Raw genomic sequence first — 25,963 nt, forward strand, 5'->3', positions numbered from 1 at the left:
AGGAGAACAACCCTCGGTGTCCGGCCGAGGTCAGCGGGCGAACAGCAACGCCCGCTTGACCTCCTGGATGGCCTTGGTGACCTCGATACCGCGTGGGCAGGCATCGGTGCAGTTGAAGGTGGTGCGGCAACGCCACACACCGTCGACCTCGTTGAGGATGTCCAGACGCTCCCGGGCGGCCTCGTCGCGACTGTCGAAGATGAAGCGGTGCGCGTTCACGATCGCGGCCGGGCCGAAGTAGCTGCCGTCATGCCAGTACACCGGGCAGGACGTGGTGCAGCAGGCACACAGAATGCACTTGGTGGTGTCGTCGAACCGGGCCCGGTCGGCCTGGCTCTGGATCCGCTCGAAGGTCGGCTCGTTACCGGAGGTGATGAGGTAGGGCTTCACCGCCCGGAACGCGTCGAAGAACGGTTCCATATCCACGACCAGGTCCTTCTCGACCGGCAGCCCGCGGATGGGTTCGACGGTGATGGTCACCGGCTTACCGCTCTTCGGCAGCATGTCCTTCATCAGGACCTTGCAGGCCAGCCGGTTCACCCCGTTGATCCGCATGGCGTCGGACCCGCACACGCCGTGCGCGCAGGAACGCCGGAAGGTGAGGGTGCCGTCCAGGTAGGACTTGATGTAGATGAGGAGGTTGAGGAAGCGGTCCGTCGGCAGCGCGGGCACCTGGAACGATTCCCAGCGCTGACCCTGACCGTCCTCCGGGTTGAACCGCGCCACCTTGACGGTGATCATGGTCGAACCCTCGGGGACCGGCGCCGGGTTCGCGGCCGTCGGATTCTCGGCTACAGCGGTCATCAGTACTTACGCTCCATCGGCTCGTAACGGGTCTGCACCACCGGCTTGAAGTCGAGGCGGATATCGGAGAGGAGATCCGCACCCTCCTTGTAGGCCATCGTGTGCCGCATGAAGTTCACGTCGTCGCGGTCCGGATAGTCCTCGCGCGCGTGCCCGCCACGCGACTCCTTGCGGTTGAGCGCCCCGACCACCGTGACTTCGGCCAGCTCCAGCAGGAAGCCGAGTTCTACGGCCTCGAGCAGATCGCTGTTGTAGCGTTTGCCCTTGTCCTGCACCGTGATCCGGGCGTAGCGCTCCTTGAGCGCGTGGATATCGGTGAGGGCCTGCTTCAGCGTGTCCTCGGTGCGGAACACCGACGCGTTGTTGTCCATCGACCGCTGCAGTTCGGTGCGGATATCGGCGACCCGCTCGTTGCCGTGGTCGGACAGGATCAGCGCCAGCCAGTCCTGCACCATCTGCGCCGGGTTCTCCGGCATATCGACGAATTCGGCGCGGTGGGCGTATTCCGCGGCGGCGATACCGGCGCGGCGGCCGAACACGTTGATATCGAGCAGCGAGTTGGTGCCGAGCCGGTTCGCGCCGTGCACCGAGACGCACGCGCATTCCCCGGCGGCGTACAGGCCGGGCACGATATCGGTGTTGTTCTTCAACACCTCGCCCTGGATGCGGGTGGGGATACCGCCCATCACGTAGTGACAGGTCGGGAACACCGGCACCAGTTCCTTCACCGGGTCCACACCGAGGTAGGTGCGGGCGAACTCGGTGATATCGGGCAGCTTCTCCTCGAGCACGTCCTCGCCGAGATGGGTCACGTCGATGTAGACGTAATCCTTGTTCGGTCCGGCGCCGCGGCCCTCGAGCACCTCGAGCACCATCGAGCGGGCGACGATATCGCGCGGCGCGAGGTCCTTGATGGTGGGCGCGTAGCGCTCCATGAACCGCTCGCCGTCGGCATTGCGCAGGATGCCGCCCTCACCGCGGACCGCCTCGGAGATGAGGATGCCCAGCCCGGCCAGGCCCGTGGGATGGAACTGGTGGAATTCCATATCCTCGAGCGGCAGCCCCTTGCGGAACACGATCGCCATACCGTCGCCGGTCAGCGTGTGCGCGTTGGAGGTGGTCTTGTACATCCGGCCCGAACCGCCGGTGGCGAAGACGATCGACTTCGCGTGGAAGACGTGCAGTTCACCGGTGGCCAGCTCGTAGGCGACCACACCGGTGGCGACCTGACCGCGATCGGTATCGGTCAGCACCAGGTCCAGCACGTAGAACTCGTTGTAGAACTCCACGTCGTGCTTGACGCAGTTCTGGTACAGCGTCTGCAGGATCATGTGACCGGTCCGGTCGGCGGCGTAGCAGGCGCGCCGGACCGGGGCCTTGCCGTGGTCGCGGGTGTGCCCGCCGAACCGGCGCTGGTCGATCTTGCCCTCGGGCGTGCGGTTGAACGGCAGACCCATCTTCTCCAGGTCCAGCACCGCGTCGATGGCCTCCTTGGCCATGATCTCCGCCGCGTCCTGGTCGACCAGGTAGTCGCCACCCTTGACCGTGTCGAAGGTGTGCCACTCCCAGTTGTCCTCTTCGACGTTGGCCAGGGCCGCGCACATACCGCCCTGGGCCGCGCCGGTGTGGCTGCGGGTGGGGTACAGCTTGGTCAGCACCGCGGTCCGCGCCCGCGGGCCGGCCTCGATGGCCGCCCGCATGCCCGCGCCGCCGGCACCGACGATCACGACGTCGTAGCGGTGCTCCTGAACAGGTCGGGATTCAACGGGTCCGCTGGTTCGTTCGCTGCTCTCACCTGCGGCGTCGGTTCGTTCGCTGCGCTCACTCATGCGAGGTGGCCCGTTCCTAACTGATATTGGGGTCGAAGGTGAAGATGACGTAGGTGCCCACGCCCATGATCAGGATCATCGACAGCACCAGCAGCGTGTTCAGCCAGAACCGGGTCGAATCCTTGCGCGAGTAGTCGGCGATCACGGTGCGCACACCGTTACCGCCGTGCAGCTGCGCCAGCCACAGCATGGCCAGATCCCAGATCTGCCAGAAGGGGCTGGACCACCGGCCGGCCACGAAGGCGAAGTTCAGCCGTTTCACGCCGCCGTCGAGCAGCAACATGATCGCCATGTGGCCGAAGACCAGCACGATGAGCGCGAGACCGGAAAAGCGCATGAACAGCCATGCGTACTTCTCGAAGTTCCCGCTGGCGTGCGAACGCGGCGAGCGGGGCAGGTCCAGGCTCGCCGGACGGTCGTAGGACTTGCCGAGAACGGGTGCAGACATGGTCAGTGCTCCGTCAACAGTAGGTAGAACATGCGGCCGATCGAGGGCACCAGGAGCACGACCAGGAGCCCGATGATGCCCCAGAGCATCTGCTTCTGGTAGCGCGGTCCCTGGGACCAGAAGTCCACCAGGATCACCCGCACACCGTTGAGCGCGTGGAACAGCACACAGAAGACCAGTGCCATCTCCATGAGCGCGACGATCGGCGTCTTGTAGATCTCGATCGCTTCGTCGTACATCTGCGGGCTGACCCGTACGAGCGCGGTGTCCAGGACGTGCACGAAAAGGAAGAAGAAAACCGTGACACCGGTGATCCGGTGCAGGGCCCAGGACCACATGCCGGGGTCGCCTCGGTACAGCGTTTTGCGCTTCGGCTGAGCCGGAGCTTCTATCGTGGCCATAGAGTTTCGGTGCCTCCAACATCGTTGATGGACCCGGTCACAGATCCCGGCACCGGTGTGGCGGGCCGGAAATTCGGTGGCGTACCAACCCGCGGCCGACAGGGACCTGCTCCGGGGCCGCTGTCGATAGGGCTCGCCGCCGCCGAACCTGAACCGATCTGTTCTGGACTCTAATCCTCTGACAATCGGGGAACTAATTCGGCGTGCCGCGCGTTGCGCCCAGATCACACAGGTTAGGTTTACCTTTGTAGGGCGGTGGAGGGGTTCCGCGGCGGGTTCGTCGCGCCCTCGATCGCCTATCCCGAGAACCCCTCCGCAGCGCCGATCTGTTCCGCAAAACCTTGGTGTGCAGGGGGTTTCACATCCGCCCCCCAGCACACGCCCGCACCGCGCGATTTTCCGCACCCGCCCGGGCCCACAATGTCGATCTCGCCCTCGCGCACGGCGGCAATGTGCAAAATGTCTCAGTACGAGAGATGAAGTTACTCAAGAGTAGCGGACAGAGTGCCGTAGCGACGAAAGCTTTCCGCGATTCCCGGAATTGCGTGCCGGCCGACTCCCCGCCGCCCGGGCCGAGGGCAGGAGCCGGAGCCACCGGCCGCGGCGCCTGCGCGGCACGCCGCCGGTGGGACCCGCCGGATCAGTCGCCCTCGTGGATCGAATCGACCCGTAGACGCACGGCTTCGTAGTTGAAAACGGTCTCGACGGTATCGCCGGGCACCCGCCCCAGCAGCGCCTGACTCGCCGGCGCGCTCTGCGGGTACTTGCCGACGGCGGGATCGGCCTCGTGATCGGGCACGATCTGGTACTCCATCCGCACCTCGACCTTGTCGAAGGCGTCGAGCCTGGACAGCAGCAACTTCGAATACACCATGACGATGAGGAACTTCGGAAGTGTCATTCGCACCTTCCTGGTGAGGGGACCCGGGCCGAGCGGCCGGGCACTCTACTTATCTCCGAGCGGAACGACGTGTTTCACATCCACTCGGAACAGATCGTGCGCGCGGGCGCGCAACGGACACGGTGATGCGGCAGGCTGGGCCGGGACCCGGTGGGTCGCCCACGGACGCGGGAGCAGCTATGGATATCGACTGGAATCTTCTTCGCACCAGCGCGTACACCGCCATGCGACGCGCCCATGCACCCTATTCCCGATTTCCGGTCGGGGCGGCCGGCTGGGATGGCAGCACTGTCTCGGTCGGTTGCAATATCGAGAACGTGTCCTACGGGCTGGGGCTCTGCGCGGAATGCGTCCTGGCCGGCAACAACAGGACCGCGGGCGGCGGCCGGCTGCTCGCTGTCTCGGTCTGCGATTCCCGGGGCGCGATCCTGCTGCCCTGCGGCCGGTGCCGGCAGGTGCTCTACGAGTTCGGCGGGAAAGGACTGCTCATCGACCACCCCGACGGGCCGGTACCCCTGGGCCGGCTGCTGGCGGATGCCTTCGGACCCGACGACCTCGCCGCCGGTAGGACCTGACCGCCCTCGCCGGCACCGCGCCGTGGAATCCCGGCGGGGCAGAGCGGGTTGGTTCGGATATGACTGTTCAGCTCTCCGTGCTCGACCTGGCCGCCGTCGCCGCCGACGGATCGCATCGGCAGGCGCTGGCCGACACTGTGACCGTCGCCCGCGAGGCCGAGCGACTGGGGTTCCGCCGGTTCTGGGTGGCCGAGCACCACGGCATGCCGGGTATCGCGAGTTCGGCGCCGCCGGTGCTGATCGCCGGGGTGGCCGCGGCGACCGAGCGGATCCGGGTGGGCTCCGGCGGGGTGATGCTGCCCAACCATTCGTCGCTGGTGGTCGCCGAACAGTTCGGCACCCTGGTGGCGCTCTACGGTGACCGCATCGACCTCGGGCTGGGGCGGGCCGCCGGTACCGATCCGCTCATCTCGGCCACCATCCGGCGCGGCGCGGCAGCCGAGGCGGTGGAAGATTTCCCGAAGCAGGTGGTGGAACTGCTCGCCTACTTCGGGACGATTCCACCGCTGCGCGGGGGGCAGGGCGACCGTATCCAGGCGGTGCCCGGTAAAGGCGACGCCCCCGAGATGTGGCTGCTCGGTTCCAGCGATTTCAGTGCCCGGCTGGCAGCGATGATGGGTCTGCCGTTCGCGTTCGCCCATCATTTCGCCGGTGGACGCAATACACCGCTGGTGTTCGAGCTGTACCGCAGCGAGTTCCGTCCCTCCGAAGTGCTCAGCGAACCGCATTCGATGCTGGCCGTGGCGACCGTGGTCGCCGACTCCGCCGCGGAGGCCCGCCGCCGCACCCTGCCGCAGAGTCTGGTCCAGTTGCGGATGCGTACCGGTCAGCTGCCGCAGCGGATACCGACCCTGGCCGAGGCGGAAGAGTACCCCTGGTCGGACGCGGAGAACGCCTTCGTCGACGATCGCAACGCCGACCAGGCGATCGGCACTCGGGAGCAGGTCCTCGACCGGCTCGACACGCTGGTGAAGGACACCGGTGCGGACGAGATCATCGTGGCTCCCACCGGCCCCACGGTGCAGCACCGCCTCGAGACCCTGCGGGCACTCCAGGAGTAGGAGCCCGGGCCCACCCGGGCGGCCTGCCCGCCGCGACCGCGACCCGAGGTGGTCGGGTGGGCGAGGCAGGCGGACCGCAGGGGCCCGGCTCCGCGCACCCCGGCACGACCGCCGCGGCGCTGCCAGACTGATGGTGTGACGGCACACGACGCGGTATCGATCATCGGGGCCAAACGCGACGGCGGCGAATTGTCCGACGCGCAGATCGAGTGGGCTGTCGCCGCCTTCGCCCGCGGCGAAATGGCCGACGAGCAGATGGCGGCGCTGGCCATGGCGATCGTGCTGCGCGGGATGAACCGGCGCGAGACCGCGTGCTGGACCGCGGCGATGCTGCGGTCGGGCCGGCGGCTGGACTTCACCGACCTTCCGCGCCCCACGGTCGACAAGCATTCCACCGGCGGCGTGGGTGACAAGATCACCCTGCCGCTGGCGCCGCTGGTCGCCGCCTGCGGCGCGGCGGTACCGCAGCTGTCCGGCCGCGGACTGGGTTACACCGGCGGCACGCTGGACAAATTGGAATCGATTCCGGGCTGGCGCGCCGATATCGAACCGGACCGGATGCGCGAGATCCTCACCGACCCGGCCGTGGGCTGCGTGGTCTGTGCGGCCGGCGCCGACCTGGCGCCCGCCGACAAACGCCTCTACGCACTGCGTGACACCACCGGAACGGTCGAGTCGATCCCGCTGATCGCCAGTTCCATCATGAGCAAGAAGATCGCCGAGGGTACCGCCGCTCTGGTGCTGGATGTGAAGGTCGGTTCCGGCGCGTTCATGCGCACCCGCGAGGAGGCGCACGCGCTGGCCACCGCCATGGTCGAGCTGGGCGCCGACGCGGGCGTACGGACCGTGGCCCTGCTCACCGCGATGGACACCCCACTGGGCCGCGCCGCGGGCAACGCGCTCGAGGTCGCCGAGGCAGTCGAGGTGCTCGCGGGCGGCGGACCCGCCGATGTCGTAGAGCTGACGCTGGTCCTGGCGCGGGAAATGGTCGCGCTGGCAGGGCTGGACACCGATCCCGCCGACGCGCTCGCCGACGGACGCGCCATGGACCACTGGGCCGCGATGATCCGCGCGCAGGGCGGTGACCCCGGCGCCCCACTGCCGACGGCCGCGCATACCGAAACGCTGTCCGCCCCGGCTTCGGGAACCCTGACCCGGCTCGATGCGCGCGGGGTCGGTATCGCCGCCTGGCGTCTGGGCGCCGGCCGCGCCCGGCAGGGCGACCCGGTCCAGGCCGCCGCAGGGGTGCAGTGGCATGCGAGCCCCGGCGACCGGGTCACCGCCGGACAACCGCTGCTCACCCTGCACACAGACACCCCCGAGGCGTTTCCCGGCGCGTTCGAGGCCCTGGCCGAGGCGATCACCGTGCAGTCCGGATCCGACCGGCCCGCCCCCGGCCCGCTCGTTGTCGACCGGGTCGGCCCCGATACGCACCGCAGCGGGCAGCACTGGTCGCCGCACCGGCATTCCGGTCGCCCGCACGCCCGGCCCGGCCCGGCCACCGTGCACACCCACCCGCATCCGGCCGCCGACCACGAAGGGAACTCGAGGTGAGCGTCCGTCGACGAGGTGGAACCTTTCGGGCCGTCCGGCTGACCGGCGCGACATTCGGCGATACCGTCGGCATATGACCGGACCTCTTCCGCTGGATCTCGCCACACTGCGCCAGGCACCCAAGGCGCTGCTGCACGATCATCTCGACGGCGGCCTGCGGCCCGCCACCGTGCTCGAACTGGCCGCGGACTGCGGGTACGACCGGCTTCCCGCCACCGATGCCGAATCGCTGGCGCGCTGGTTCCGGGACGCGGCCGACAGTGGCTCGCTGGAACGCTATCTGGAGACCTTCACCCATACGGTCGCGGTGATGCAGACCCCGCGGGGATTGCACCGGGTGGCCCGCGAATGCGCGGAGGACCTGGCCGCGGACGGGGTCGTCTACGCCGAGGTGCGGTTCGCGCCCGAACAACATCTCGAAAAGGATCTGACCCTGGACGAGGTGGTCGAACACGTTTTGGCCGGGTTCGCCGCGGGTGAGGCGGCCGCCGCCGCGGCCGGACAGCCCATCGTGGTGCGCTGTCTGCTGACCGCCATGCGGCACGCGGCGCGGTCCCGGGAGATCGCGGAGCTGGCGGTCCGCTTCCGCGACCGGGGCGTCTGCGGTTTCGATATCGCGGGCGCGGAGGCCGGATACCCGCCCACCCGGCACCTGGACGCCTTCGAGTACATGCGGGTCAACAACGCGCACTTCACCATTCACGCCGGCGAAGCCTTCGGCCTGCCGTCCATTCACGAGGCGCTGGCGTTCTGTGGCTGCGACCGGCTCGGGCACGGCGTCCGGATCGTCGACGATATAGAGGTGCCCGGCGGGATCGAGAATGCCCGGCTCGGGCGGCTGGCGGCGTATGTCCGCGACACCCGGGTGCCGCTCGAACTGTGCCCGTCGTCGAATGTGCAGACCGGCGCGGTGCCCTCACTGGACAAACACCCGTTCGACCTGCTCGCGCGGCTGCGCTTCCGGGTCACGGTGAACACCGACAATCGTTTGATGAGCGATACCAGCATGAGCCGGGAGATGCTCAAACTGCACCAGACCTTCGGCTACGGCTGGAGCGATCTGGAACGGTTCACCATCAACGCGATGAAATCGGCGTTCATCCCGTTCCCGGAGCGGCTGCGGATCATCGACGACATCATCAAACCGGGATACGCGGTGCTGCTGGGGTGAACCGGCGAATACCGGTCGGTCCGGAAACCAGCGGTGGGAGCCCGAGCCGCACGTCTCGCGCGCCGGGATTCTAGGCTCGGCGTCGATATGTACAACAGGTTGCTACACCAGCGCACCGCCCGCCTCCTCGGTTCGGTGCTCTCCGCCGCGGTTCTCGCGGCCGGACCGCTCACCGTCTGCGGGAGCGCGGCAGCGCAGCCCGCGCCACCCACCAGCACTCCCTTCACCACCCCGGTCACCGATACGTGTCCGCAGAAAACCCAGCCGCCACCGGCGATCGACCTCTCCGAGGTACCCGAACCCGGCGAATCGGCGCCGACGCCGCTGTCGGTCCCCGATTCCCCGATCGGCGGGAAACGGCTCGGCGAATGCGGTGTGGTTCTACCCACCGGCGCGCCGGCGCTGCCCGCCGATATCTCCGCGACCGCCTGGATGGTCTCGGACCTGGACACCGGCGCCGTACTCGCCACCAAGGACCCACACGGCCGGTACCGCCCGGCCAGCACCATCAAGGTGCTGCTGTCCATCGTCGCGCTACGCACCCTGGACCTGGACAAGGTCGTCGTGGGAACCCAGGCCGACGCCGATGTGGAGGGCACCAGGGTCGGGATCGGTCCGGGCGGCCGCTACACCAACCGGCAGTTGCTGCACGCCTTGGTGATGGCGTCGGGTAACGACGCCGCCCACGCACTGGCCGCCCAGATGGGCGGCGACGACGTGGCCGTGGTGAAGATGAACGATCTCGCGAAATCACTGCACGCCTACGACACCCGCGCGGCCACACCCTCCGGTCTGGACGGGCCCGGCATGAGTACCTCGGCCTACGATCTGTCGCTGCTGTTCCGGGAAGCCATGTCGATTCCGCTGTTCGCGGAGATGATCAACACCGAGCAGTTCGACTTCCCCGGTTATCCGCCCGATCCACGCATCGCCGGCGACCAGGACCATCCCGGGTTCCCGATCGCGAACGACAACGGACTGCTCTACAACTATCCGGGAGCACTGGGCGGGAAGACCGGTTACACCGACGACGCCCGCCAGACCTTCGTCGCCGCCGCCGAGCGCGACGGCCGCAGGCTGGCGGTAACCCTGCTCCAGGCCGATGTACTGCCGATCCGCCCGTGGGAGCAGGCGGCTCGGTTGCTCGACTACGGTTTCGCGCTCGGACCGGGCGCGCAGGTCGGCGAAATCCCCGGCGACGACGACGAATCCGCGCTCAGCACACCGGGGCTCGCGGCACCGCCGCCGCAGGACGCGGTGGCGTATTCGGCGCAGGGCCCGGGCGGCGGTGAATTCGACGAACTGTGGATGCTGCTCATGGTCGCGGGTCTGATCCTGGTACCGATTCTGCTGCTCGGCACCTGGCACGTACGCACCAGCAGGCGGTGACCGGAGTTTCCCGCCGATAGCGCCGGCCGGGGGTCCTCACCACCCCCGGCCGGCTCGAAATCAATCGGTGGTGAAGAAGTCGCCGGCGCGCTTGCGCACCTCGGTGCACCGGAAATCCAATTCGTCGGCGGTATCCGCGACCACGAACACCAGGCCCAGCGCCACCGAGTCCATCATCGACCTGGTCGCCGGATAGGTCTTCCCCGGCTCGGCCGCCATCCGGACTTCCTGCACACCGGGCAGGCCCGCCAGTTCCGCATCCGCTCCGCCCAGGTACCGGGCCTCCCGCTCGACGCTGAGCAGCACCAGCGCACCGCGGCGGGACAGTACATAGCCGCTGCCACGTCCGGCCACCGGCGCCCGCCTGCCTAAGAGTTCGGCGATGTATTCGCTTTCGCGGTGGATCTGCGAGGTGCCGGTCAGCACATGGGTGTGCTGCGGATGACCGATCCCATGGGCGCGCGCTCCGAAATCGATCAGCCGGGGACCCAGCGGTCCGGACATGATCTCCATATGCGCAGGCCCGATCCGCATACCCAGGGCATCGAGCACCCGGCGCGCGTAATCGGCCAGCCGGCGCACGATCGGATCGTCGTGGTCGAGCCACCGGCCCTTTTCGTAGACGAAATCACCTGACTCGGAAATCCATTTGTCGTAGACGGTGACGCAAAGGATTTCGTGCCCGGCCGGGGTGGAGAAGGTGTCCACGGCGTATTCCACCCGGGGGGCGGGATACATTTCCTGGATGAGGGCGGCCGAGGCACCACCGAAGAAGCCGGCACGGTCGGTGATCGCGGCGACCGCCTCGGCCAGTTGGCCGGGGGTCTCGACCAGTCGGACGTCGACGGAGGCTGCGCCGCGAGCCGGTTTCACCACCAGTTTGCGGCCCGCGCGTAGTTCGGCCACCGCTTCGGCCGGTACTCCGGTGTGCCCCGCCGGAACGACCCGGGTGGTCAGTGTCGGTACCCCGGCGGCGACCAGGGCCTCGAACATGTACTGCTTGTCCCATCTTCGCTGCGGCAGCACCGCCTCGCCGGCCGGGCAGCCCGGAATATCGGCGCGTAGCCGCTCGGCCAATTCGACACCGGGTTCGGATCCGGCGATGACATAGGCGACCGACCGCTCCGCGCACATGCGCAGCAACGCCTCATAGGAATTACCGAGATCGGCGGCGAAATCCAGTGCGCCCGGGGTGCGGGCGGTACGGAATTCCGATACCAGCGCATGATCGGTATCCAGGAGGATGGGTTCGATCCCGTACTGCTGGAGAACCCGGGGGTACAGCTTTCCCGAGCTCACGGGATCCACGATCAATACCGAATTATCCGACACGAACCGAACTCCTGTCCTTGGACATTCCTGCAACTACCGCCACCGCACCCGCGGCGAACGAGATCTGGACGACGAGCGTCCAGTACAGCGCGCTGTCGTGTAGCACCCCGAAAGCCCCGAGGCCCGGGCCCACCGCGAATCCGAAGGACTGGGCGGCCGCGAGATATCCCTGATACCTGGGGTTCTCCGAAGGTGTCGCGATATCGGCTATCGAAGCGCTCGCCTGCGGGATGAAAATTGCCTCACCCAGCGAGAAGAGCACGAATCCGGCAATGCACCCGGTCCAGCTCGAGCTCGCACCGCAGACGAAGAGACCGAGCCCGGTGACGAAGATCCCCAGTCCCAGCGCGTAGTTCCATTTCAGTCTGGCCGTCAGCGTACTGATCGGCAGCTCGAAGAAGATGATGAAGAGCGAATTGACCACCAGCAGCACGCTGTAGAGCCGGCCCCCGTCGGAAATCTTCTCGACCGACAGCGGAATCCCGCTCATACTCTGCGCGTAGACCGCCATGGCCGTGCCGAATACCACGACCACCGCCCACAGACGCGACACTCGGGACGGGTCATACGGTGCCGCCGCGGAATCGGAGACGAGGGCGGGCACGGACGCGTTCCGTTCCCGCGCCGCCGCCAGCGCCTCGGCACCCCGGAGCCTCGAGCGCTCGGAGAACAGGAACGCGGCGGTACCCGCCGACCCGAGCGCGGACAGGAAGAACAGCATCGGAAAATTGTTCTCGCCCACCGCGGAGACCATGATCGGAGCGACCGTGACGCCGCTGCTGAGAAAAATACGGTGGAAAGCGACCACCGTAACGGTATTTCCCTCGTAGGCCGATCCCGTCACCAGCGCCGCCGCCGGCCCCGAGAACGATTGCGTCACCGCCACGCTCAGTGACGCGAGCACAATGGCCGGCACCGGATCGGTCGTCGACATTCCGAGCAGGTACAGCAGCGGCGCATTGAGCAGGGAACCGGCGATGAGCACATCGGTGGAGCCGAAACGGGCGGCGAACCAGCCGCCGGCGACCGATCCGAGCACACCGGCGAAACCGCCCGCGAACAGTGCGAGGGTCAGGGCCGACGCACTCAGTCCCATGGATTTGTAGAACACCGTGGAGAACAGCGCCAGAAAGCCGACCGACCTGCTCAGAAAGGTGGTGATCGAAATGATCCATACTTCCGCGGGAAACTTCGGTGGTTTCCGCTTGTCTGCTAATGCGACGGCCAACGGGTGCTCCGCCTCGAATCCGCCGGGCGCACCACCTCGGGTGCGGGATGCCGGGTCGACGCCTCGGAATCCACCGGGTCCTCCTCTACTCGGCGGCACGCCAAAGACAGTGCGCCCTGGCGAATTTCCGGCAATTCAGCCGCCTCGAATCGGACGATAAGACAAGCACCGCGCCGGAACATCCGTCATGCGATTCGAAATATCCGTATTCGCCGTCGACAGGCACTCATCCGTGGAGTGACACCAGCGCCTTCCCCGGGCGCATACGACCGCCTGGCCCCTCACAAGGACCGATTCGCCCAGCACAGGATTCACCTGTGTCGCCCATCGGTCGCCCGCAGTTGGGGATCGGCCCGCCGAGGTGAAATATGACCGAACAGTCGGTGGACCGGCGACTTCCGCGCCGCGCGAGTCCGGGCGCGCGAGTCAGCCGCGCCGGCGGCGGCGCAACCGGGTGATTCCCAGGGTGACGAGCGCGCCCACGCCGAACAGTGCTGCACCACCGAAGAACCCCGACCGGCCACTGTCCATTCGTGGCCGGATCACAGCGGGCCCGGGTACCGGCACCGAGGCCAGTTGTTCGTTTTCCCGCGCGGTCGCGGCCCAGGCGGTGGCGAACAGAATGATCCGATAGACCACATAACTGAACACCATGATGCCGATGATCGAGCCGAAGGCCGCACCGGCCGGACTGTTGAGCACCGACCGCATATAGATCCCGGCGATGTTCTTGAAGACCTCGAAGCCCACCGCCGCCAGCGCCGCGGCCTTCAGTGCGCTGCGCAGTGTGACCGGCTCGCGCGGCAGCCGGGCGATGATCCAGGCGAACAGCGCCCACGAGGCCACCATGGCGAGCACCGTGGACAGCAGCCACAGCAGCCAGCGCACCCCGGGCATCTCGTCGAGCCCGACCAGTTCGAGCAGTTGCACGCCGAGCCGGCTCGACGCCACCGCCGACAACCCGAGCGACACCACCATCGCGAGGAAAAGCCCCAGCAGCGCACCCAGATCCGACAGTTTGGTGCGCAGCCAGTTGTCCTCGTCCGAGGGCTGCTCCCACTGTTCGGTGAGCGCCTTGCGCAGGTTCGCCATCCAACCGAGACCGGAGTACAACCCGGTGAGCAGACCGAGCACACCCACCGTCCCGCGCGAGTTCACCGCCTGGTCGATCAGGTCGTTGAGCTGATCACCCATCTCGCCCGGGATGTTCTCGACGACCTTCTCCTGCAGTTCGCCCAGCAGGTCGGCGTTACCCGCGAGCACGAAACCCGCGATGGCGAAAGCGATCATCAGCAGCGGGAACAGCGACAGCACAGTGAAATATGTGATACCCGCCGCGTAGTAGTCCCCGCGCTGATTCTGATATCTACCGGCAGCGCGCACCAGATGGTCGAGCCACGGCCGCTGTCCGATCATACGCTGGACTGCGGCCTTGCCGTTGTCGATCACCTGCACTGTTCGCGCCCCTCATCGCCACACGCACGGCCGCGGACCGGAATCAGTGGGTCAGGAAACCGACCCGGTCGTAAACCTGTGCGAGAGTGTTGCCGGCGATCTCGCGCGCACGCTCGGCTCCTGTGGCGAGTATGCGATCGAGTTCACCCTGATCCGCCATGTACTCTTCCACTTTCGCACGCAGCGGCGTGACGAATTCGACCAGCGCGTCGGCGACGTCGACCTTCAGGTCCCCGTACCCGCGGCCGGTGTAGTCCTTCTCCAGCGTCACGATCGGCGTCTCGGTCAGCGCCGACAGGATCACCAGCAGATTGCTGACCCCTGGCTTGCGCTCTACGTCGTAGCGGATCTCGCGCTCGGTATCGGTGACCGCCGAACGCACCTTCTTCGCCGTCACCTTGGGGTCGTCGAGGAGGTTGATCAGACCCGCGTCCGAACTCGCGGACTTGCTCATCTTCGCGGTGGGATCCTGCAGGTCGTAGATCTTCGCGGTGCCCTTGACGATATGGGCTTCCGGAACCACGAAAGTCTTCTTGAACCGGCTGTTGAACCGCTGGGCGAGATTGCGCGTGAGCTCCAGATGCTGGCGCTGATCCTCCCCCACCGGTACCTGATGTGCCCGGTAGAGCAGAATATCGGCCGCCATGAGCACCGGATAGGTGAACAGGCCGACGGTGGTGTTCTCCGCCCCCTGCTTCACGGACTTGTCCTTGAACTGGGTCATGCGGCTCGCCTCGCCGAACCCGGTGAGGCAATTCAGCACCCAGGTCAGTTCGGCGTGCTCGGGGACCTGTGATTGCACGAACAGGGTCGAGCGCTGCGGGTCGATACCCAGCGCCAGCAGCTGCGCCGCGGCGACCCGGGTGCGGCGGCGCAGTTCCTTTGGATCCTGCACCACCGTGATCGCGTGCATATTCGGGATGAAGTACAGCGTGTCGTATTCGTCCTGCATATTGACCCAGTACTGCAGGGCACCGAGATAGTTCCCGAGGTGGAACGAGGCACTGGTCGGCTGGATACCGGAAAGCACCCGCTGTTTACGTTCCCCGGCGGCCGGGGTCTGCGCAGGACTGGACATGCCCCGATCTTCGCATGTGGTTCACGCCGAATTTCGTTCCACCCAGTTGCGCGGATCGATACCGGGCATACTGCGCTTCCCCTCCCGGGCCAGCCGCTGCTCCTGCTTCGTGATCAGCCGGTACACCGGTGCGCTCGGCCCGTTGAGCGCGGCTTTCACCGGCCGGGGTACCAGCACCGAGGGCACGCTGTGCGCATTGCGCACCGACTGCGTCAGCCCGCGGTAGGCGATCTCGTCGGTACGTTTCCACTCGATCCCGTACATTTCGCGGATCCGCCCCGGCAGGCTGCCCTGGACCAGCAGGTAGTAGGCCGAACTCACCTGCCGACCCGGCGCGCGCTGCGGGTAGGGCACCGTGTGCCCGGAAAGGTAGTTGCCCACCATGCGCGCCTCGTCGGTGAGGAACAGCTCGTCGGAGGCCAGGTAGCTGTCGAAGTACGCCCGGAACGCCCGGTAGTCCATCGGCGCCGCCTCCCGCGGCATACCGAACAGCTCACCCCAGCGCACATAGTCCTGGTACAGGTCCTCGCGTTCGGTATCGCTGAGCCGCCGGACCAGCAGGTCGTACATGACCTCGGCCGATTCGAAGGTGAACGCCATGGTCATGAAGCTCAGCTGCGGGTCGTAGGCGGAGTAGGCCGAACCCGCCGGGTGGTGCGCGCCCGCGTCCTCGGGTAGCCGGCCCTTCACCTTCGCGTGCTTCTTCCCGGTGAACTCCAGCGCCCGGTCGGCCTCCTCCCGGGTGCCGAAGAAGACGGCTTCGAAGAGTTTCCCGGTGAGCGCGAGCCGGGTGTAGGGGGTGTCGCGATGCTCGGTCGACTCGGCGGTCCCCACGTAGAGCAGGGGGTTGACCGCGCCGATCACCAGCGCCCGCAATCCGTAGGTGAGGCCTACGGCGCGCTTGCGCATAACCCGCCTGATCATCGAGTCGTCGGAAAAGTATCCGGTGTCCACGGCCATCTCAGCCTCCTGGTCCGCTCCACGTCGAGCACTGCGCACCCGCATCTGGCAATAGCATCCACCAGTTGTGCCATTTCTGGCAAGGACTGTTCCCAAATTGCCGTGTTCGCCGACGCGCATAAAATCCAGCTATGGCAGCGCAGCGCACCTATGGCGGTCTGTCCGCGGAGGAACGGCGGGTCGGGCGGCGCACCGCGTTGCTCGATGCGGCACTCGAGATCATCGGTACCCAGGGACTGGACAAGCTCACCGTGTCGGGGATGTGCTCGGAGGCGGGGCTCAACGAGCGCTACTACTACGAGAGTTTCGGCAGCCGGGACGATGTCCTCACCGCGCTGGTCGACGGTATCGCCGAGGAACTGGTGATCGCGATCGCGGGGGCTCTGCAGACCGCCGGTGACGACTCGCGGGCCAAGGCGCACGCGGCCATCACCGCCGGTATCCATCTGCTCACCGACGATCCCCGCAAGACCGAGGTCACCATGGTCGCCGCGATGGCGACCCCGCAGTTGCGGGCGCGCACCACCGAGACGATCCGGGTCTTCGCCCGGCTGGTGGCCAGCGAGGGGATCGAGTTCTATGGAGTCAGCGATCCGGCGCCGGACCCGGTGATCGATTTCCGGGCCACCTATCTGGTGGGCGGGCTGGTCCAGACACTCACCGGCTGGGTGCGCGGGGATCTGCCGATCGACCGGGACCAGCTGATCGAATACACCACCGACGTCTTCGTCCTCCTCGGCGAGGATTTCGCGCACCGCGGCAACTGAACCGCCCGCACCGCGAGGCCGTCAGACGCGGACGGGGACCGCGGTCAGCCCCTCCGGCGCCCCCTGCAGCACGACCCGGAACGCCACCTCCCGCGAAATCCAGAATTCCGCGCATGCGGCGAGTACCGAATCGAACCACGTCCGCTCTCCCGGCGCATCCGCGAGCAGTTGCTCGGCATCGCGGACGGCGACCACATAGCCGGTGGCGTCCCCGAGCAGATCCTCGAGGTTGAACAGGCATTCGTCGAACGCGTCCTTGTTCGGCCGGAAGTAGTACGGGAACTGCAGGGCCGCGGCGAATTCGTCGAACAATGCCGCGACCGTGCGCATCCGGCTGCCGCGGACTTCGCGCACCTGATAGCCGGCGGGCGCGCCGTAGCGCACCCTGCTGAACTCGGCGGCGTCCACGGCCGCCGAACCGACGGCCGGCGGCGCGACGCCGGTCGGCGTTCCGTGGCGCGGCAGAGCGAGGAAATCGGCCAGTAGGAGAGGTTCGGCCATCAGCGCATCCTGGTGAAGGTGTCGTAGTGGTCGCCGGTGTACCAGGCCGATCCATCGCTTCCGGTGACGATGCGTTCGGCGTCACGGGACTGCCCCGGTTTCTTCGGGTTCACGTCCCACTCCCGGTACTCGACGGCCTTGCCCGCGGAACCCGTGGCAGGCAGGCGGCCCTCCCGATTCCCGAACGGGACACCGCCCTTGGTACCCGGTGCGTTCGCCGAACCGGGCCAGCGCCCGGCATCGATCTCCTCGAGCGTCGCGTAGGCACGGTCGGGTACCCCGGCCACCTTCGACACCACCGGAGCATCGGACGCCGTGGTCCGGCCCGGTGCCGGCTTCGGAACGGCCGATGTGGAGGTCACCGTGGTCCCCGACCGAGCCGCCGCCGGCGACCCGCTGTCGTCCCCACCCCCCTGGGTACCGAGCAGGGCGACGACGACGGCCACCAGCACCGCGCCCACCGCCGACAGGACCTTCACAACTTGCGCACGCACGGCTACCCCTTCATCGATACTGGACGGTCACCGGAGCGTGGTCCGACCAGCGCTGCGCGTAGGTCGCGGCACGTTCGACCACCGCCTGCTTCGCCCGCTCGGCGGCCTCCGGCGTCGCCAGCTGGTAATCGATCCGCCAGCCGGTGTCGTTGTCGAACGCGCGCCCACGATACGACCACCAGCTGAACGGACCGTCACCCTCCGGGTGGAGTTCCCGGACGACATCGACGTATCCGGCCGCCAGTTGCCGGTCCAGCCAGGCCCGTTCGGCGGGCAGGAACCCGGATTTCGTCAGGTTTCCCTTCCAGTTCTTCAGGTCTCGTTCGGTGTGCGCGATATTCCAGTCGCCCGCGATGACGAAAGCCCCGGTGCGGGTGGACATCCGGGCGGCGAGTTCGTCGAGGAACCGGTACTTCTCGTCCTGCCGGGGCGTATCCGCCTCTCCGGTGTGGACGTACACGCTCGCGACGGTCACGTCGTCGAAGTCCACCTCGAGGTAGCGGCCGGTGGCGGCGAACTCGCTGTCCGGTTCGATCCCGACCCGCACCGCTCGCATCGGCCGCCGCGCCAGCACCCCCACCCCTGCCCGGCCCTTGGCACCGGGCTCGGCGTGGGCGAGCGACCACCCGTCGTCCAGCGCGGGCGCGAGAGCGGCGGCCACCTGGGCATCGTCGGCACGCGTTTCCTGCAGGCAGACGATATCGGCCTCGGTTCGGGCCAGCCAGGCGAGCAGCCCCTTGCCCGCGGCCGCCCGGACCCCGTTGACATTGACAGTGGAAAGGATGTACGGCACCGATCGACCGTACAATGACAGGTCACCGCTACTTGCCAGGAAGGGGTGACGACATCGATGTCAGGCACCTCCGCAACCACGCTGCCCGAGCCGGTCAAGGCTCTGCACCTGGGTTCAGGCGCGCCGCTGCTGCTGCTCCACGGCGTTTTGCTCTCACCGCACTGCTGGGAGCGGACCGCCACACTCCTGGCCGCCCGCTGTGAGGTCTTCACCCCGGCCCTGGCCGGGCACTGGGGCGGGCCGGAGTTCTCCGATGGCAGGTACTCCGCCGCCACCCTGGCCGACCGGGTCGAAGCGCAGCTGGACGATCTCGGCTGGCGGACCTGCCATATCGCCGGCAACTCGCTGGGTGGCTGGGTGGGATTCGAACTGGCCCGCCGCGGCCGGGCCCGCACACTCACCGCGATCGCCCCGGCCGGCGGCTGGAAAACCCCGTCGCCGCTCCAGATCCGCGCCGCCGCCAAGATCGCGCCGATGATCCCGCTCGCCGAAATCCTCCGTCGGCTCGGCGATTTCCCGACCGAGAGCCGGATCCTGCGGTGGGCCATGGCCCATCTGCTGACCAAGAACACCCGGGCGGTTTCCCGCGCGGACATCACGGCGGTGATCCTGGCCGCGCTGCACTGCCCGGCGCTGCCCGCGCTCACCCTCGGCACACTGCGCGGGCCGTCGCTGGCGGATATGTCCGACATCACGACCCCTGTCCGACTGATCCTCGCCGATGCCGATCGGGTCCTCCCGGCCCGGGCCCACGGAGGCCGGTTCCTCCGTGAGCTGCCGCCGGCCGCGGACCGGATCATGCTCAACCGGGCAGGGCATGTGCCCATGCTGGAGGCTCCCGACCGGATCGCGAATCTCATAGCCGAACACATCTACGCCAGCCGCGACCACCTGCGCGCTGTGTAATCGGCGCCGCCTGCGGCGGGACGGACCTCGACCCTTTGTGGGCCTCGCGAGACGCGGCGCCAAGGGGGTGGGCGTTCCCCGGGGCAATGGCGATCGGAGGTGTTGGGGTCGCCGCCCGGTTCAGAGCATCCGGTGCAGCTCACCGACCATTCCGGCGAGGCACCTCGGTTCCTCGAACAGCCGCTCAGGGAGGCGGCGTCGCCGGTCGAGTCTCAGTGTCCGAGCAGCCCCTTCGCCACGTGCGTCACCTGGATCTCGTTGCTGCCCGCGTAGATCATGAGCGATTTCGCGTCGCGAGCCAGCTGCTCCACCCGATATTCCGACATGTAGCCGTTACCGCCGAACAGCTGCACCGCCTCCATCGCCACCTCGGTCGCGATCTCCGACGAGTACAGCTTCACGGCGGAGGCCTCCGAAAGGCTCAGCGGTTTACCGGCGCGCCCGCGCTCGATGATGTTGAACACCATGTTCTGCACATTGATCCGGGCGACCTCCATCTTCGCCAGTTTGAGCTGGATGAGCTGGAAGCGGCCGATCTCCTGGCCCCACAGTTTCCGGTTGCGGGCGTAATCGGTGCACAAGCGCAGGCATTCGTTGATCACCCCCAGGGCCATGAACCCGATGCCGACCCGCTCGGCCACGAAACTGGATTTGGCGCTCTCCCGGCCGTCGCCGCCGCGGTGCTCCTCGGTTTCGCCGAGCAATCGGTCGCGGCCGAGACGGACGTTGTCGAAGAAGAGCTCCCCGGTGGGCGAGGCGTGCAGACCCATCTTCTTGAACGGTTTGCCCTGGGTGAGCCCCTCCATACCCGCGTCGAGGACGAAGGTGAGCACCTTGCGGTCGCGAGAGGGGGTGCCGTCGCCTTCGTCCAGTTTCGCGTAGACGACCAGGGTGTCGGCGAAGGGACCGTTGGTGATGAATGTTTTCTGACCGTTGAGGATGTAGTCCTCGCCGTCACGTCGCACGTAGGTCTTCATCCCGCCGAACGCGTCCGAGCCGGAATCGGGTTCGGTGATGGCCCAGCACGCGATTTTGCGAAGGCTGACGATATCGGGCACCCACCGTCGCTGCTGGGCGAGGGTGCCCCGGGACAGGATGGTGGCGCCGCCGAGTCCGGTGCTCACCCCCAGTGAACTGCACAGACCCATACAGACGCCGGACAGTTCACTGGTCAGCACGGCCATCATCGTCTGCTGATCGAAACCGCCGCCGGACCCGGACCCGTCCTTGTCCGCCGCGGCCGGCTTCTCCATCCCGTCGGCAGCCGCCTGTTTCGCCGCCAGCTGCTTGTTCAGCGCCTCCTCGGCCATGGCGCCGATACCGAAATCCGCGTACAGCTTGCGCAGGATCGGATAGGGCAGCATCTCCCCACTGTCCAACGCGTCCAGGTGGGGGCGCACTTCCTTATCGATGAACGTCCGCACCGCGTCGCGGACCATCAGGTCGGTATCGGACCATTCGAACATCGTCGTCCTCCGGAATCACCAGCAGCATTACGGTGTAAACCACCGGGCGGACACACCGTCGCGTCCACCTTGTTGACACCCTGCCAGTTCTCGGCCCGTCGCGCTGCGATCCAGCGAAATCCGTGAGAGGCCGCGGACGCCGACTGCCGGGCACTCGCGGCGGGGGGTCACGGCTGCGTGGCATGCTCGCGCAACCGGTCCAGGCGCGAGACAACATTGTCGTACCAGGTCAGGGGCTCCCCTTCGACGGCCCAATCCATCCGGGCATGTTCTTCGAACAGTGGCCGCAGAGCGGCGATCGCGGCGGCGTCCCGACTCAATTCCGTCCGGCTCAGATCATTGGGCTTCCACTCGTTCCACTCTTGCGCGCCGCGAGGACTCGGCGTCGCGTAGTGGCTCGTGAACGGATTCGATTCCGAGTCGAAGTCACAGTCTGCACGGAACGCCTCCTCGTGGTCGTACCCGAAGACGTGGTCACCGTCGAGCAGCCAATTGTTGGGCCGGTCCCAGTTGCGGACGAGAACATCCAGTTCACCGAGTTTTCGGGCGCCAGGTGAATCCTTGACCGCCTCCATGGCAGCGCGAGCCCCGGGGTCCGCGCTGGTTCCTGGCACGACACGCCCCGGCAGTCGCTGCATGAGCAGAATGCCGCCCTCCCCCGCGATCACCGGTGCGACCGGGGCGCCGATCGCACGACCGACCGCGGCTACGAGAATTTCGGCGGACCGCCGGGCCGGGCTGAGGCCGACCCTTCGTACCGCCTCGAATCCATCCGGATACACCATGAGCTCGGCACCGTTCTTCGTACTGGCCATCTCCCCCGATCGGATTTCCGGTTCTCCGGAACGCTCGGCGGCGCGCAGACGAGCAGTGAATTCGTCGACCGACATCAAAGGTGACGTCGCGACGACCGGACGACCGACCGCGGTACGCACCTCGGTGTCCGTAACGAGGTCGCGGCCGGCGGCCTCCGCGCTCGTCTTCACCGATACATCGACATGGACCCCGGAGCCGGAGCTCTGATAAAAGCGCCTGAGCCCGCCACAGGTTCCGGTGGCCACCGCGCCCAGCCGCTTGACCGCCTCCCCGATGACCCGGCGCACTCGCTCGGTCATTGCGACCCCATCGGGGGGATGCGGCGAACCGGATTCACTCTGTTTGCGCACTCGCACGGCGGTGATGGCATGGGCAATACTGGCCCGCGATTTCCGCGTCGGCCAATCAGCAGCAGCTTCCCGCACCGAGGCATACCCGCCGCGTCCCAGGTCCATCAGGCGCCGGTCCGCCGTAACCGGCGGGGCCACCGCGACCCCGCCTCCCTGGGAACCGGCGCGCGAGGCGCACATGCCCGGCGGCCCCGGAGGCGAGGTCGTGTTCGAATGGCCCTACCTCAGCGCGCGGGCCAGGTTTGCGTCCAGCGCGGCCAGGAACTCCTCGGTGGTGAGGTAGCCCTGGTCGCCGCCGACCAGCAGCGCGAGGTCCTTGGTCATCTGCCCGCCCTCGACGGTCTTGATGACCACATCCTCGAGGGTCTGGGCGAAACCGATGACCTCGGGGGTGTTGTCCAGCTTGCCACGGTGCTCGAGGCCGCGGGTCCAAGCGAAGATCGACGCGATCGGGTTGGTCGAGGTCGGCTTGCCCTGCTGGTGCTGGCGGTAGTGCCGGGTGACCGTGCCGTGCGCGGCCTCGGCTTCACAGGTCCGGCCGTCCGGAGTCAGCAGCACCGAGGTCATCAGGCCGAGCGACCCGAAGCCCTGCGCGACCGTATCGGACTGGACGTCGCCGTCATAGTTCTTGCAGGCCCAGACGTAGCCGCCCTCCCACTTCATGGAGGAGGCGACCATATCGTCGATCAACCGGTGCTCGTAGGTGAGACCGGCCGCCTCGAACTGGCTCTTGAACTCGGCTTCGAAGACCGCCTCGAAGGTGTCCTTGAACATGCCGTCATAGGCCTTGAGGATGGTGTTCTTCGTCGACATGTAGACGGGGTAGTTCTGCTGCAGCCCGTAGTTGAACGAGGCGCGCGCGAAGTCTTCGATGGACTTCTTGAAGTTGTACATACCCATCACGACGCCGCCGTCCTCCGGCATCTGCACGACCTCGTGCACGATGGGCTCGCTACCGTCCTCGGGGGTGAAGGTGAGGGTGACGGTGCCGGCCTGGAAGACCTTGAAGTCGGTGGCGCGGTACTGGTCGCCGAAGGCGTGACGGCCGATGATGATCGGCTTGGTCCAGCCCGGCACCAGGCGCGGAACGTTGGAGATGATGATCGGCGCGCGGAAGATGGTGCCGCCGAGGATGTTGCGGATGGTGCCGTTGGGCGAGCGCCACATCTTCTTGAGACCGAATTCCTCGACGCGGGCCTCGTCGGGGGTGATCGTCGCGCATTTGACGCCGACACCGTGCTGTTTGATGGCGTTGGCGGCGTCGACAGTGACCTGGTCGTCGGTTTTGTCGCGGTATTCGATGCCGAGGTCGTAGTACTCGAGGTTCACATCGAGGTACGGGTGGATCAGCTTGTCCTTGATGAACTGCCAGATGATCCGGGTCATCTCGTCGCCGTCGAGTTCAACGACGGTGCCTTCAACCTTGATCTTGGACATGGATCTTCGTGTCCTCCTAAGACTGGTGCCCTCATTGCACGGCCAGGCGAACACGCTTGTGAGCGGACCCCAGCTGTTCAACAGACAACGTATACATCCCGCGTTGTCCACGAGACGTCTGGTGTAACCAAGACGAGCGTACTGCTTGTGGCGGTCTCACGGTGCAGCCAGCCCCGGTCGTGAGATCTCACATGGGTGAGACACGCCACAAGATTACCTGGTGGGCGCGTATGCCGATTTCGATCCCTATCGGCGCCCCGCTACCATATTCGGCAGGTCATGAGCGCCAGCACCAAGCCCCGGCTCGCTGGCCGGCAACCCTCCTGCTGCGGTGGGGTGCTCCGGGTGATGACCTGGCTCCCGAGAGCCGGGAGCAAGCGCACGTCAGGAGGTCGTCGATTTGTGCCGGTGCTGGTCGCGTTGACCGCGGCATTGTCCCGATTCGACGAGAAGCCCCCCATTTTCTGGAGCACGATATGACCGATCACAGTATTCGTGGTGCGACCGCTGCCGGAGCCACCCGCCGGCGACCGGTGGTCGCACCCGGCGGCCTCCGCGCCCATCCGGGCGGATCCGTAGCGGCGATTCATACGCTCCGAGCATCAGTACCGTCCCCCGGTTCCGTGGAAGCCCTCGCGTGAAGGTGGGCACCGAATCGACCACCGCTCGGCCGGTGGCCCAGTTACCGCCGCCCGACGGCACCCTCGGATATGTCGATATCGGCGAACTCACCCTCGAGAACGGCGCCCGGCTGCCCCAGGTGCGGCTTGCCGTGCAACGCTGGGGGGAACTGTCCCCGGCCCTGGACAACATCGTCCTGATCGAGCACGCGCTGACCGGTGACTCCCACGTCGCGGGTGACCCGGACGATGACCATCCGCAGGCCGGATGGTGGAACGGGATGGTCGGCCCGGGGGCTCCGGTCGACACCGACGAGTGGTGCGTCGTCGCGACCAATGTCCTCGGCGGCTGCCAGGGCAGCACCGGCCCGGCCTCGCTCGCACCGGACGGCGCACCGTGGGGTTCGCGGTTCCCGGGGATCTCCATCCGCGACCAGGTCGCCGCGGAACTGAAATTGTTCGACCTGCTCGGCGTGCCCCGGCTGGCCGCGGCGATCGGCGGTTCGATGGGTGGTATGCGTGTCCTGGAATGGATGCTGCTCGCTCCGCAGCGCCTGGCCGCCGCCCTGATCCTCGCGGTGGGCCCGCGGGCCACCGCCGACCAGATCGGCACCCAGAGCACCCAGATCGCGGCGATCACCAGCGACCCGGACTGGCAGGGCGGCGACTACCACGGCACCGGCCGCGCGCCGATGGCCGGAATGGGTATCGCGCGCCGGATCGCGCACCTCACCTACCGCACCGAGGCCGAACTGGACAGTCGATTCGCCAACAGCCCGCAGGCGGGCGAGGACCCCTGGGACGGCGGCCGCTACGCGGTGCAGAGCTACCTGGAGTACCAGGCCGAGAAGCTGGGCCGGCGTTTCGACCCCGCGACCTATGTGCTGCTGAGCGAGGCGATGAACCGGCACGATATCGGCCGCGGCCGCGGCGGTATCGAGGCGGCGATGGCCGCCACCGAGGTGCCGTGCATCGTGGGCGGTATCGATTCCGACCGGCTGTACCCGCTGCACACCCAGCAGGAACTGGCCGACGGACTGGCGGGCTGCCGGCATTTCGAGGTGATCTCCTCGCGGGACGGCCACGATGCCTTCCTCACCGAAGCGGCGGCCATCGGCAAACTACTGGTCCAGACGATGAACCTGGCCCGCGCCGGACGCTGAGCGCCGACGGGCAACCGGACCGGTTCAGCCCACGCCGAGGGTGTTGATGGTCGCGGCGAGGAAGACCACCGCGCCACCCAGCAGGGTCAGCGCGCCCACATCGAACGGCTTGCTGCGTACCGCGAGCAGGCCGACCCGGGCAGTCGGCAGGCACAGTCGGAATGCGGCCGCGATGAGGGTCGCGCCGCCGAAGAAGAAGGCACCACGGCGCCAGCGATCCTGCGCGACGAACACCACGGCGATCAGCACCACCACCGCCACCACGACCATAGGCAGATGGCAACGCAGGAAACCGGCCCATCGGCTTCCGGTGCCGGGATCGTCGTGGGTCGGGGTCGCGGCGTCGGTCACGGGGGCGATTGTTCCAGATCCGGCCGATCAGGTCTGCACAGGCGGTTCGTAGTCCCGCACAGGTACACCGAATGTCCAGGCGACGCCCTCACGGGCAGTCCGACAGGGGCCTT

General features: G+C 67.3%; 25 protein-coding genes and 1 riboswitch. Of the genes, 8 read left to right on the top strand and 17 right to left on the bottom strand.

Going from position 1 to position 25,963, the window contains the following annotated elements:
• Window positions 1-30: 30 nt before the first annotated feature.
• The 5 genes from NS4_RS16555 to NS4_RS16575 all read right to left on the bottom strand — a co-directional run bounded on the left by NS4_RS16555 (window position 31) and on the right by NS4_RS16575 (window position 4,383).
• A complete protein-coding gene (locus NS4_RS16555; protein WP_063060443.1) occupies window positions 31-804 on the bottom strand; it encodes a succinate dehydrogenase iron-sulfur subunit in 774 nt (257 codons plus the stop codon).
• Window positions 804-2,633: a succinate dehydrogenase flavoprotein subunit gene (sdhA, locus tag NS4_RS16560; RefSeq protein ID WP_083872257.1), complete on the bottom strand. Its 1,830-nt coding sequence runs from the start codon at window positions 2,631-2,633 to the stop codon at window positions 804-806. Before sdhA ends, NS4_RS16555 begins: the two co-directional genes overlap by 1 nt.
• Before the next feature lie 16 nt (window positions 2,634-2,649).
• On the bottom strand, window positions 2,650-3,081 hold the full coding sequence (locus NS4_RS16565) for a succinate dehydrogenase hydrophobic membrane anchor subunit (protein WP_030522532.1): 432 nt from the start codon (window positions 3,079-3,081) through the stop codon (window positions 2,650-2,652).
• Window positions 3,082-3,083: 2 nt separating this feature from the next.
• Entirely contained in the window at window positions 3,084-3,482 is a 399-nt protein-coding gene (sdhC, locus tag NS4_RS16570; protein WP_081876974.1) for a succinate dehydrogenase, cytochrome b556 subunit, read from the bottom strand.
• A 640-nt stretch (window positions 3,483-4,122) separates the two neighbouring features.
• Window positions 4,123-4,383, bottom strand: coding sequence for a GreA/GreB family elongation factor (locus NS4_RS16575; protein ID WP_063060444.1), 261 nt, complete (start codon window positions 4,381-4,383; stop codon window positions 4,123-4,125).
• A gap of 179 nt (window positions 4,384-4,562) precedes the next feature.
• On the opposite strand from NS4_RS16575, the gene NS4_RS16580 reads away from it, so the two are divergent.
• From NS4_RS16580 to NS4_RS16600, 5 genes are all read left to right on the top strand, one after another.
• On the top strand, window positions 4,563-4,958 hold the full coding sequence (locus NS4_RS16580; RefSeq protein WP_063060445.1) for a cytidine deaminase: 396 nt from the start codon (window positions 4,563-4,565) through the stop codon (window positions 4,956-4,958).
• 59 nt (window positions 4,959-5,017) lie between these two features.
• A complete protein-coding gene (locus NS4_RS16585) occupies window positions 5,018-6,019 on the top strand; it encodes an LLM class flavin-dependent oxidoreductase (protein WP_063060446.1) in 1,002 nt (333 codons plus the stop codon).
• Window positions 6,020-6,154: 135 nt separating this feature from the next.
• Window positions 6,155-7,573: a thymidine phosphorylase gene (locus NS4_RS16590; protein WP_084487380.1), complete on the top strand. Its 1,419-nt coding sequence runs from the start codon at window positions 6,155-6,157 to the stop codon at window positions 7,571-7,573.
• Between the two features lie 73 nt (window positions 7,574-7,646).
• The gene (locus NS4_RS16595) at window positions 7,647-8,744 is read left to right on the top strand and encodes an adenosine deaminase (protein WP_063060447.1); all 1,098 of its coding nucleotides are present in this window, start codon (window positions 7,647-7,649) and stop codon (window positions 8,742-8,744) included.
• Window positions 8,745-8,831: 87 nt separating this feature from the next.
• Entirely contained in the window at window positions 8,832-10,133 is a 1,302-nt protein-coding gene (locus NS4_RS16600) for a D-alanyl-D-alanine carboxypeptidase family protein (RefSeq protein ID WP_063060448.1), read from the top strand.
• A gap of 60 nt (window positions 10,134-10,193) precedes the next feature.
• Here NS4_RS16600 and NS4_RS16605 read toward each other — a convergent pair whose 3' ends face one another.
• From NS4_RS16605 to NS4_RS16625, 5 genes are all read right to left on the bottom strand, one after another.
• The gene (locus NS4_RS16605; protein ID WP_063060449.1) at window positions 10,194-11,465 is read right to left on the bottom strand and encodes an ATP-grasp domain-containing protein; all 1,272 of its coding nucleotides are present in this window, start codon (window positions 11,463-11,465) and stop codon (window positions 10,194-10,196) included.
• Window positions 11,455-12,693 carry an MFS transporter gene (locus tag NS4_RS16610; RefSeq protein ID WP_063060450.1) on the bottom strand — a complete coding sequence of 413 codons (1,239 nt, stop codon included), beginning with the start codon at window positions 12,691-12,693 and terminating at the stop codon, window positions 11,455-11,457. The genes NS4_RS16605 and NS4_RS16610 overlap by 11 nt, the downstream gene beginning before the upstream one ends.
• Before the next feature lie 426 nt (window positions 12,694-13,119).
• Window positions 13,120-14,148: an inner membrane protein YhjD gene (gene yhjD / locus NS4_RS16615; protein WP_245665457.1), complete on the bottom strand. Its 1,029-nt coding sequence runs from the start codon at window positions 14,146-14,148 to the stop codon at window positions 13,120-13,122.
• A gap of 43 nt (window positions 14,149-14,191) precedes the next feature.
• The gene (trpS, locus tag NS4_RS16620; RefSeq protein ID WP_063060451.1) at window positions 14,192-15,226 is read right to left on the bottom strand and encodes a tryptophan--tRNA ligase; all 1,035 of its coding nucleotides are present in this window, start codon (window positions 15,224-15,226) and stop codon (window positions 14,192-14,194) included.
• A gap of 21 nt (window positions 15,227-15,247) precedes the next feature.
• On the bottom strand, window positions 15,248-16,186 hold the full coding sequence (locus tag NS4_RS16625) for an oxygenase MpaB family protein (RefSeq protein ID WP_063060452.1): 939 nt from the start codon (window positions 16,184-16,186) through the stop codon (window positions 15,248-15,250).
• 131 nt (window positions 16,187-16,317) lie between these two features.
• On the opposite strand from NS4_RS16625, the gene NS4_RS16630 reads away from it, so the two are divergent.
• Window positions 16,318-16,953: a TetR/AcrR family transcriptional regulator gene (locus tag NS4_RS16630; RefSeq protein ID WP_063060453.1), complete on the top strand. Its 636-nt coding sequence runs from the start codon at window positions 16,318-16,320 to the stop codon at window positions 16,951-16,953.
• A 21-nt stretch (window positions 16,954-16,974) separates the two neighbouring features.
• On the opposite strand, the gene NS4_RS16635 is transcribed toward NS4_RS16630, so the two are convergent.
• Genes NS4_RS16635 through NS4_RS16645 form a run of 3 tightly spaced genes read right to left on the bottom strand, consistent with a single transcriptional unit; the run spans window position 16,975 to window position 18,741 of the window.
• Window positions 16,975-17,454, bottom strand: coding sequence for a barstar family protein (locus tag NS4_RS16635; protein WP_063060454.1), 480 nt, complete (start codon window positions 17,452-17,454; stop codon window positions 16,975-16,977).
• A complete protein-coding gene (locus NS4_RS16640; RefSeq protein WP_084487382.1) occupies window positions 17,454-17,948 on the bottom strand; it encodes a guanyl-specific ribonuclease in 495 nt (164 codons plus the stop codon). Before NS4_RS16640 ends, NS4_RS16635 begins: the two co-directional genes overlap by 1 nt.
• A gap of 10 nt (window positions 17,949-17,958) precedes the next feature.
• Window positions 17,959-18,741, bottom strand: a complete 783-nt coding sequence (locus tag NS4_RS16645; protein WP_063060456.1) for an exodeoxyribonuclease III — start codon at window positions 18,739-18,741, stop codon at window positions 17,959-17,961.
• A gap of 57 nt (window positions 18,742-18,798) precedes the next feature.
• Here NS4_RS16645 and ephH point away from each other — a divergent pair, with 57 nt between their 5' ends.
• Window positions 18,799-19,647, top strand: coding sequence for an epoxide hydrolase EphH (gene ephH, locus NS4_RS16650; RefSeq protein ID WP_063060457.1), 849 nt, complete (start codon window positions 18,799-18,801; stop codon window positions 19,645-19,647).
• A gap of 212 nt (window positions 19,648-19,859) precedes the next feature.
• On the opposite strand, the gene NS4_RS16655 is transcribed toward ephH, so the two are convergent.
• The 3 genes from NS4_RS16655 to NS4_RS16665 all read right to left on the bottom strand — a co-directional run bounded on the left by NS4_RS16655 (window position 19,860) and on the right by NS4_RS16665 (window position 23,716).
• On the bottom strand, window positions 19,860-21,113 hold the full coding sequence (locus NS4_RS16655) for an acyl-CoA dehydrogenase family protein (RefSeq protein WP_063060458.1): 1,254 nt from the start codon (window positions 21,111-21,113) through the stop codon (window positions 19,860-19,862).
• Between the two features lie 167 nt (window positions 21,114-21,280).
• Window positions 21,281-22,228: a hypothetical protein gene (locus tag NS4_RS16660; protein WP_063060459.1), complete on the bottom strand. Its 948-nt coding sequence runs from the start codon at window positions 22,226-22,228 to the stop codon at window positions 21,281-21,283.
• 270 nt (window positions 22,229-22,498) lie between these two features.
• Complete coding sequence (locus NS4_RS16665) at window positions 22,499-23,716, bottom strand: NADP-dependent isocitrate dehydrogenase (RefSeq protein WP_063060460.1); 1,218 nt, start codon at window positions 23,714-23,716, stop codon at window positions 22,499-22,501.
• A gap of 275 nt (window positions 23,717-23,991) precedes the next feature.
• Window positions 23,992-24,102: riboswitch (SAM riboswitch) on the top strand.
• A gap of 251 nt (window positions 24,103-24,353) precedes the next feature.
• Here NS4_RS16665 and metX point away from each other — a divergent pair.
• Window positions 24,354-25,499, top strand: coding sequence for a homoserine O-acetyltransferase MetX (gene metX / locus NS4_RS16670; protein ID WP_063060461.1), 1,146 nt, complete (start codon window positions 24,354-24,356; stop codon window positions 25,497-25,499).
• Window positions 25,500-25,523: 24 nt separating this feature from the next.
• On the opposite strand, the gene NS4_RS16675 is transcribed toward metX, so the two are convergent.
• Entirely contained in the window at window positions 25,524-25,769 is a 246-nt protein-coding gene (locus tag NS4_RS16675; protein WP_084487403.1) for a DUF3017 domain-containing protein, read from the bottom strand.
• Window positions 25,770-25,963: the final 194 nt, after the last annotated feature.

It is taken from the genome of Nocardia sienata NBRC 100364, from assembly GCF_001613205.1.
In the GTDB taxonomy this organism is placed as follows: Bacteria; Actinomycetota; Actinomycetes; order Mycobacteriales; family Mycobacteriaceae; genus Nocardia; species Nocardia sienata.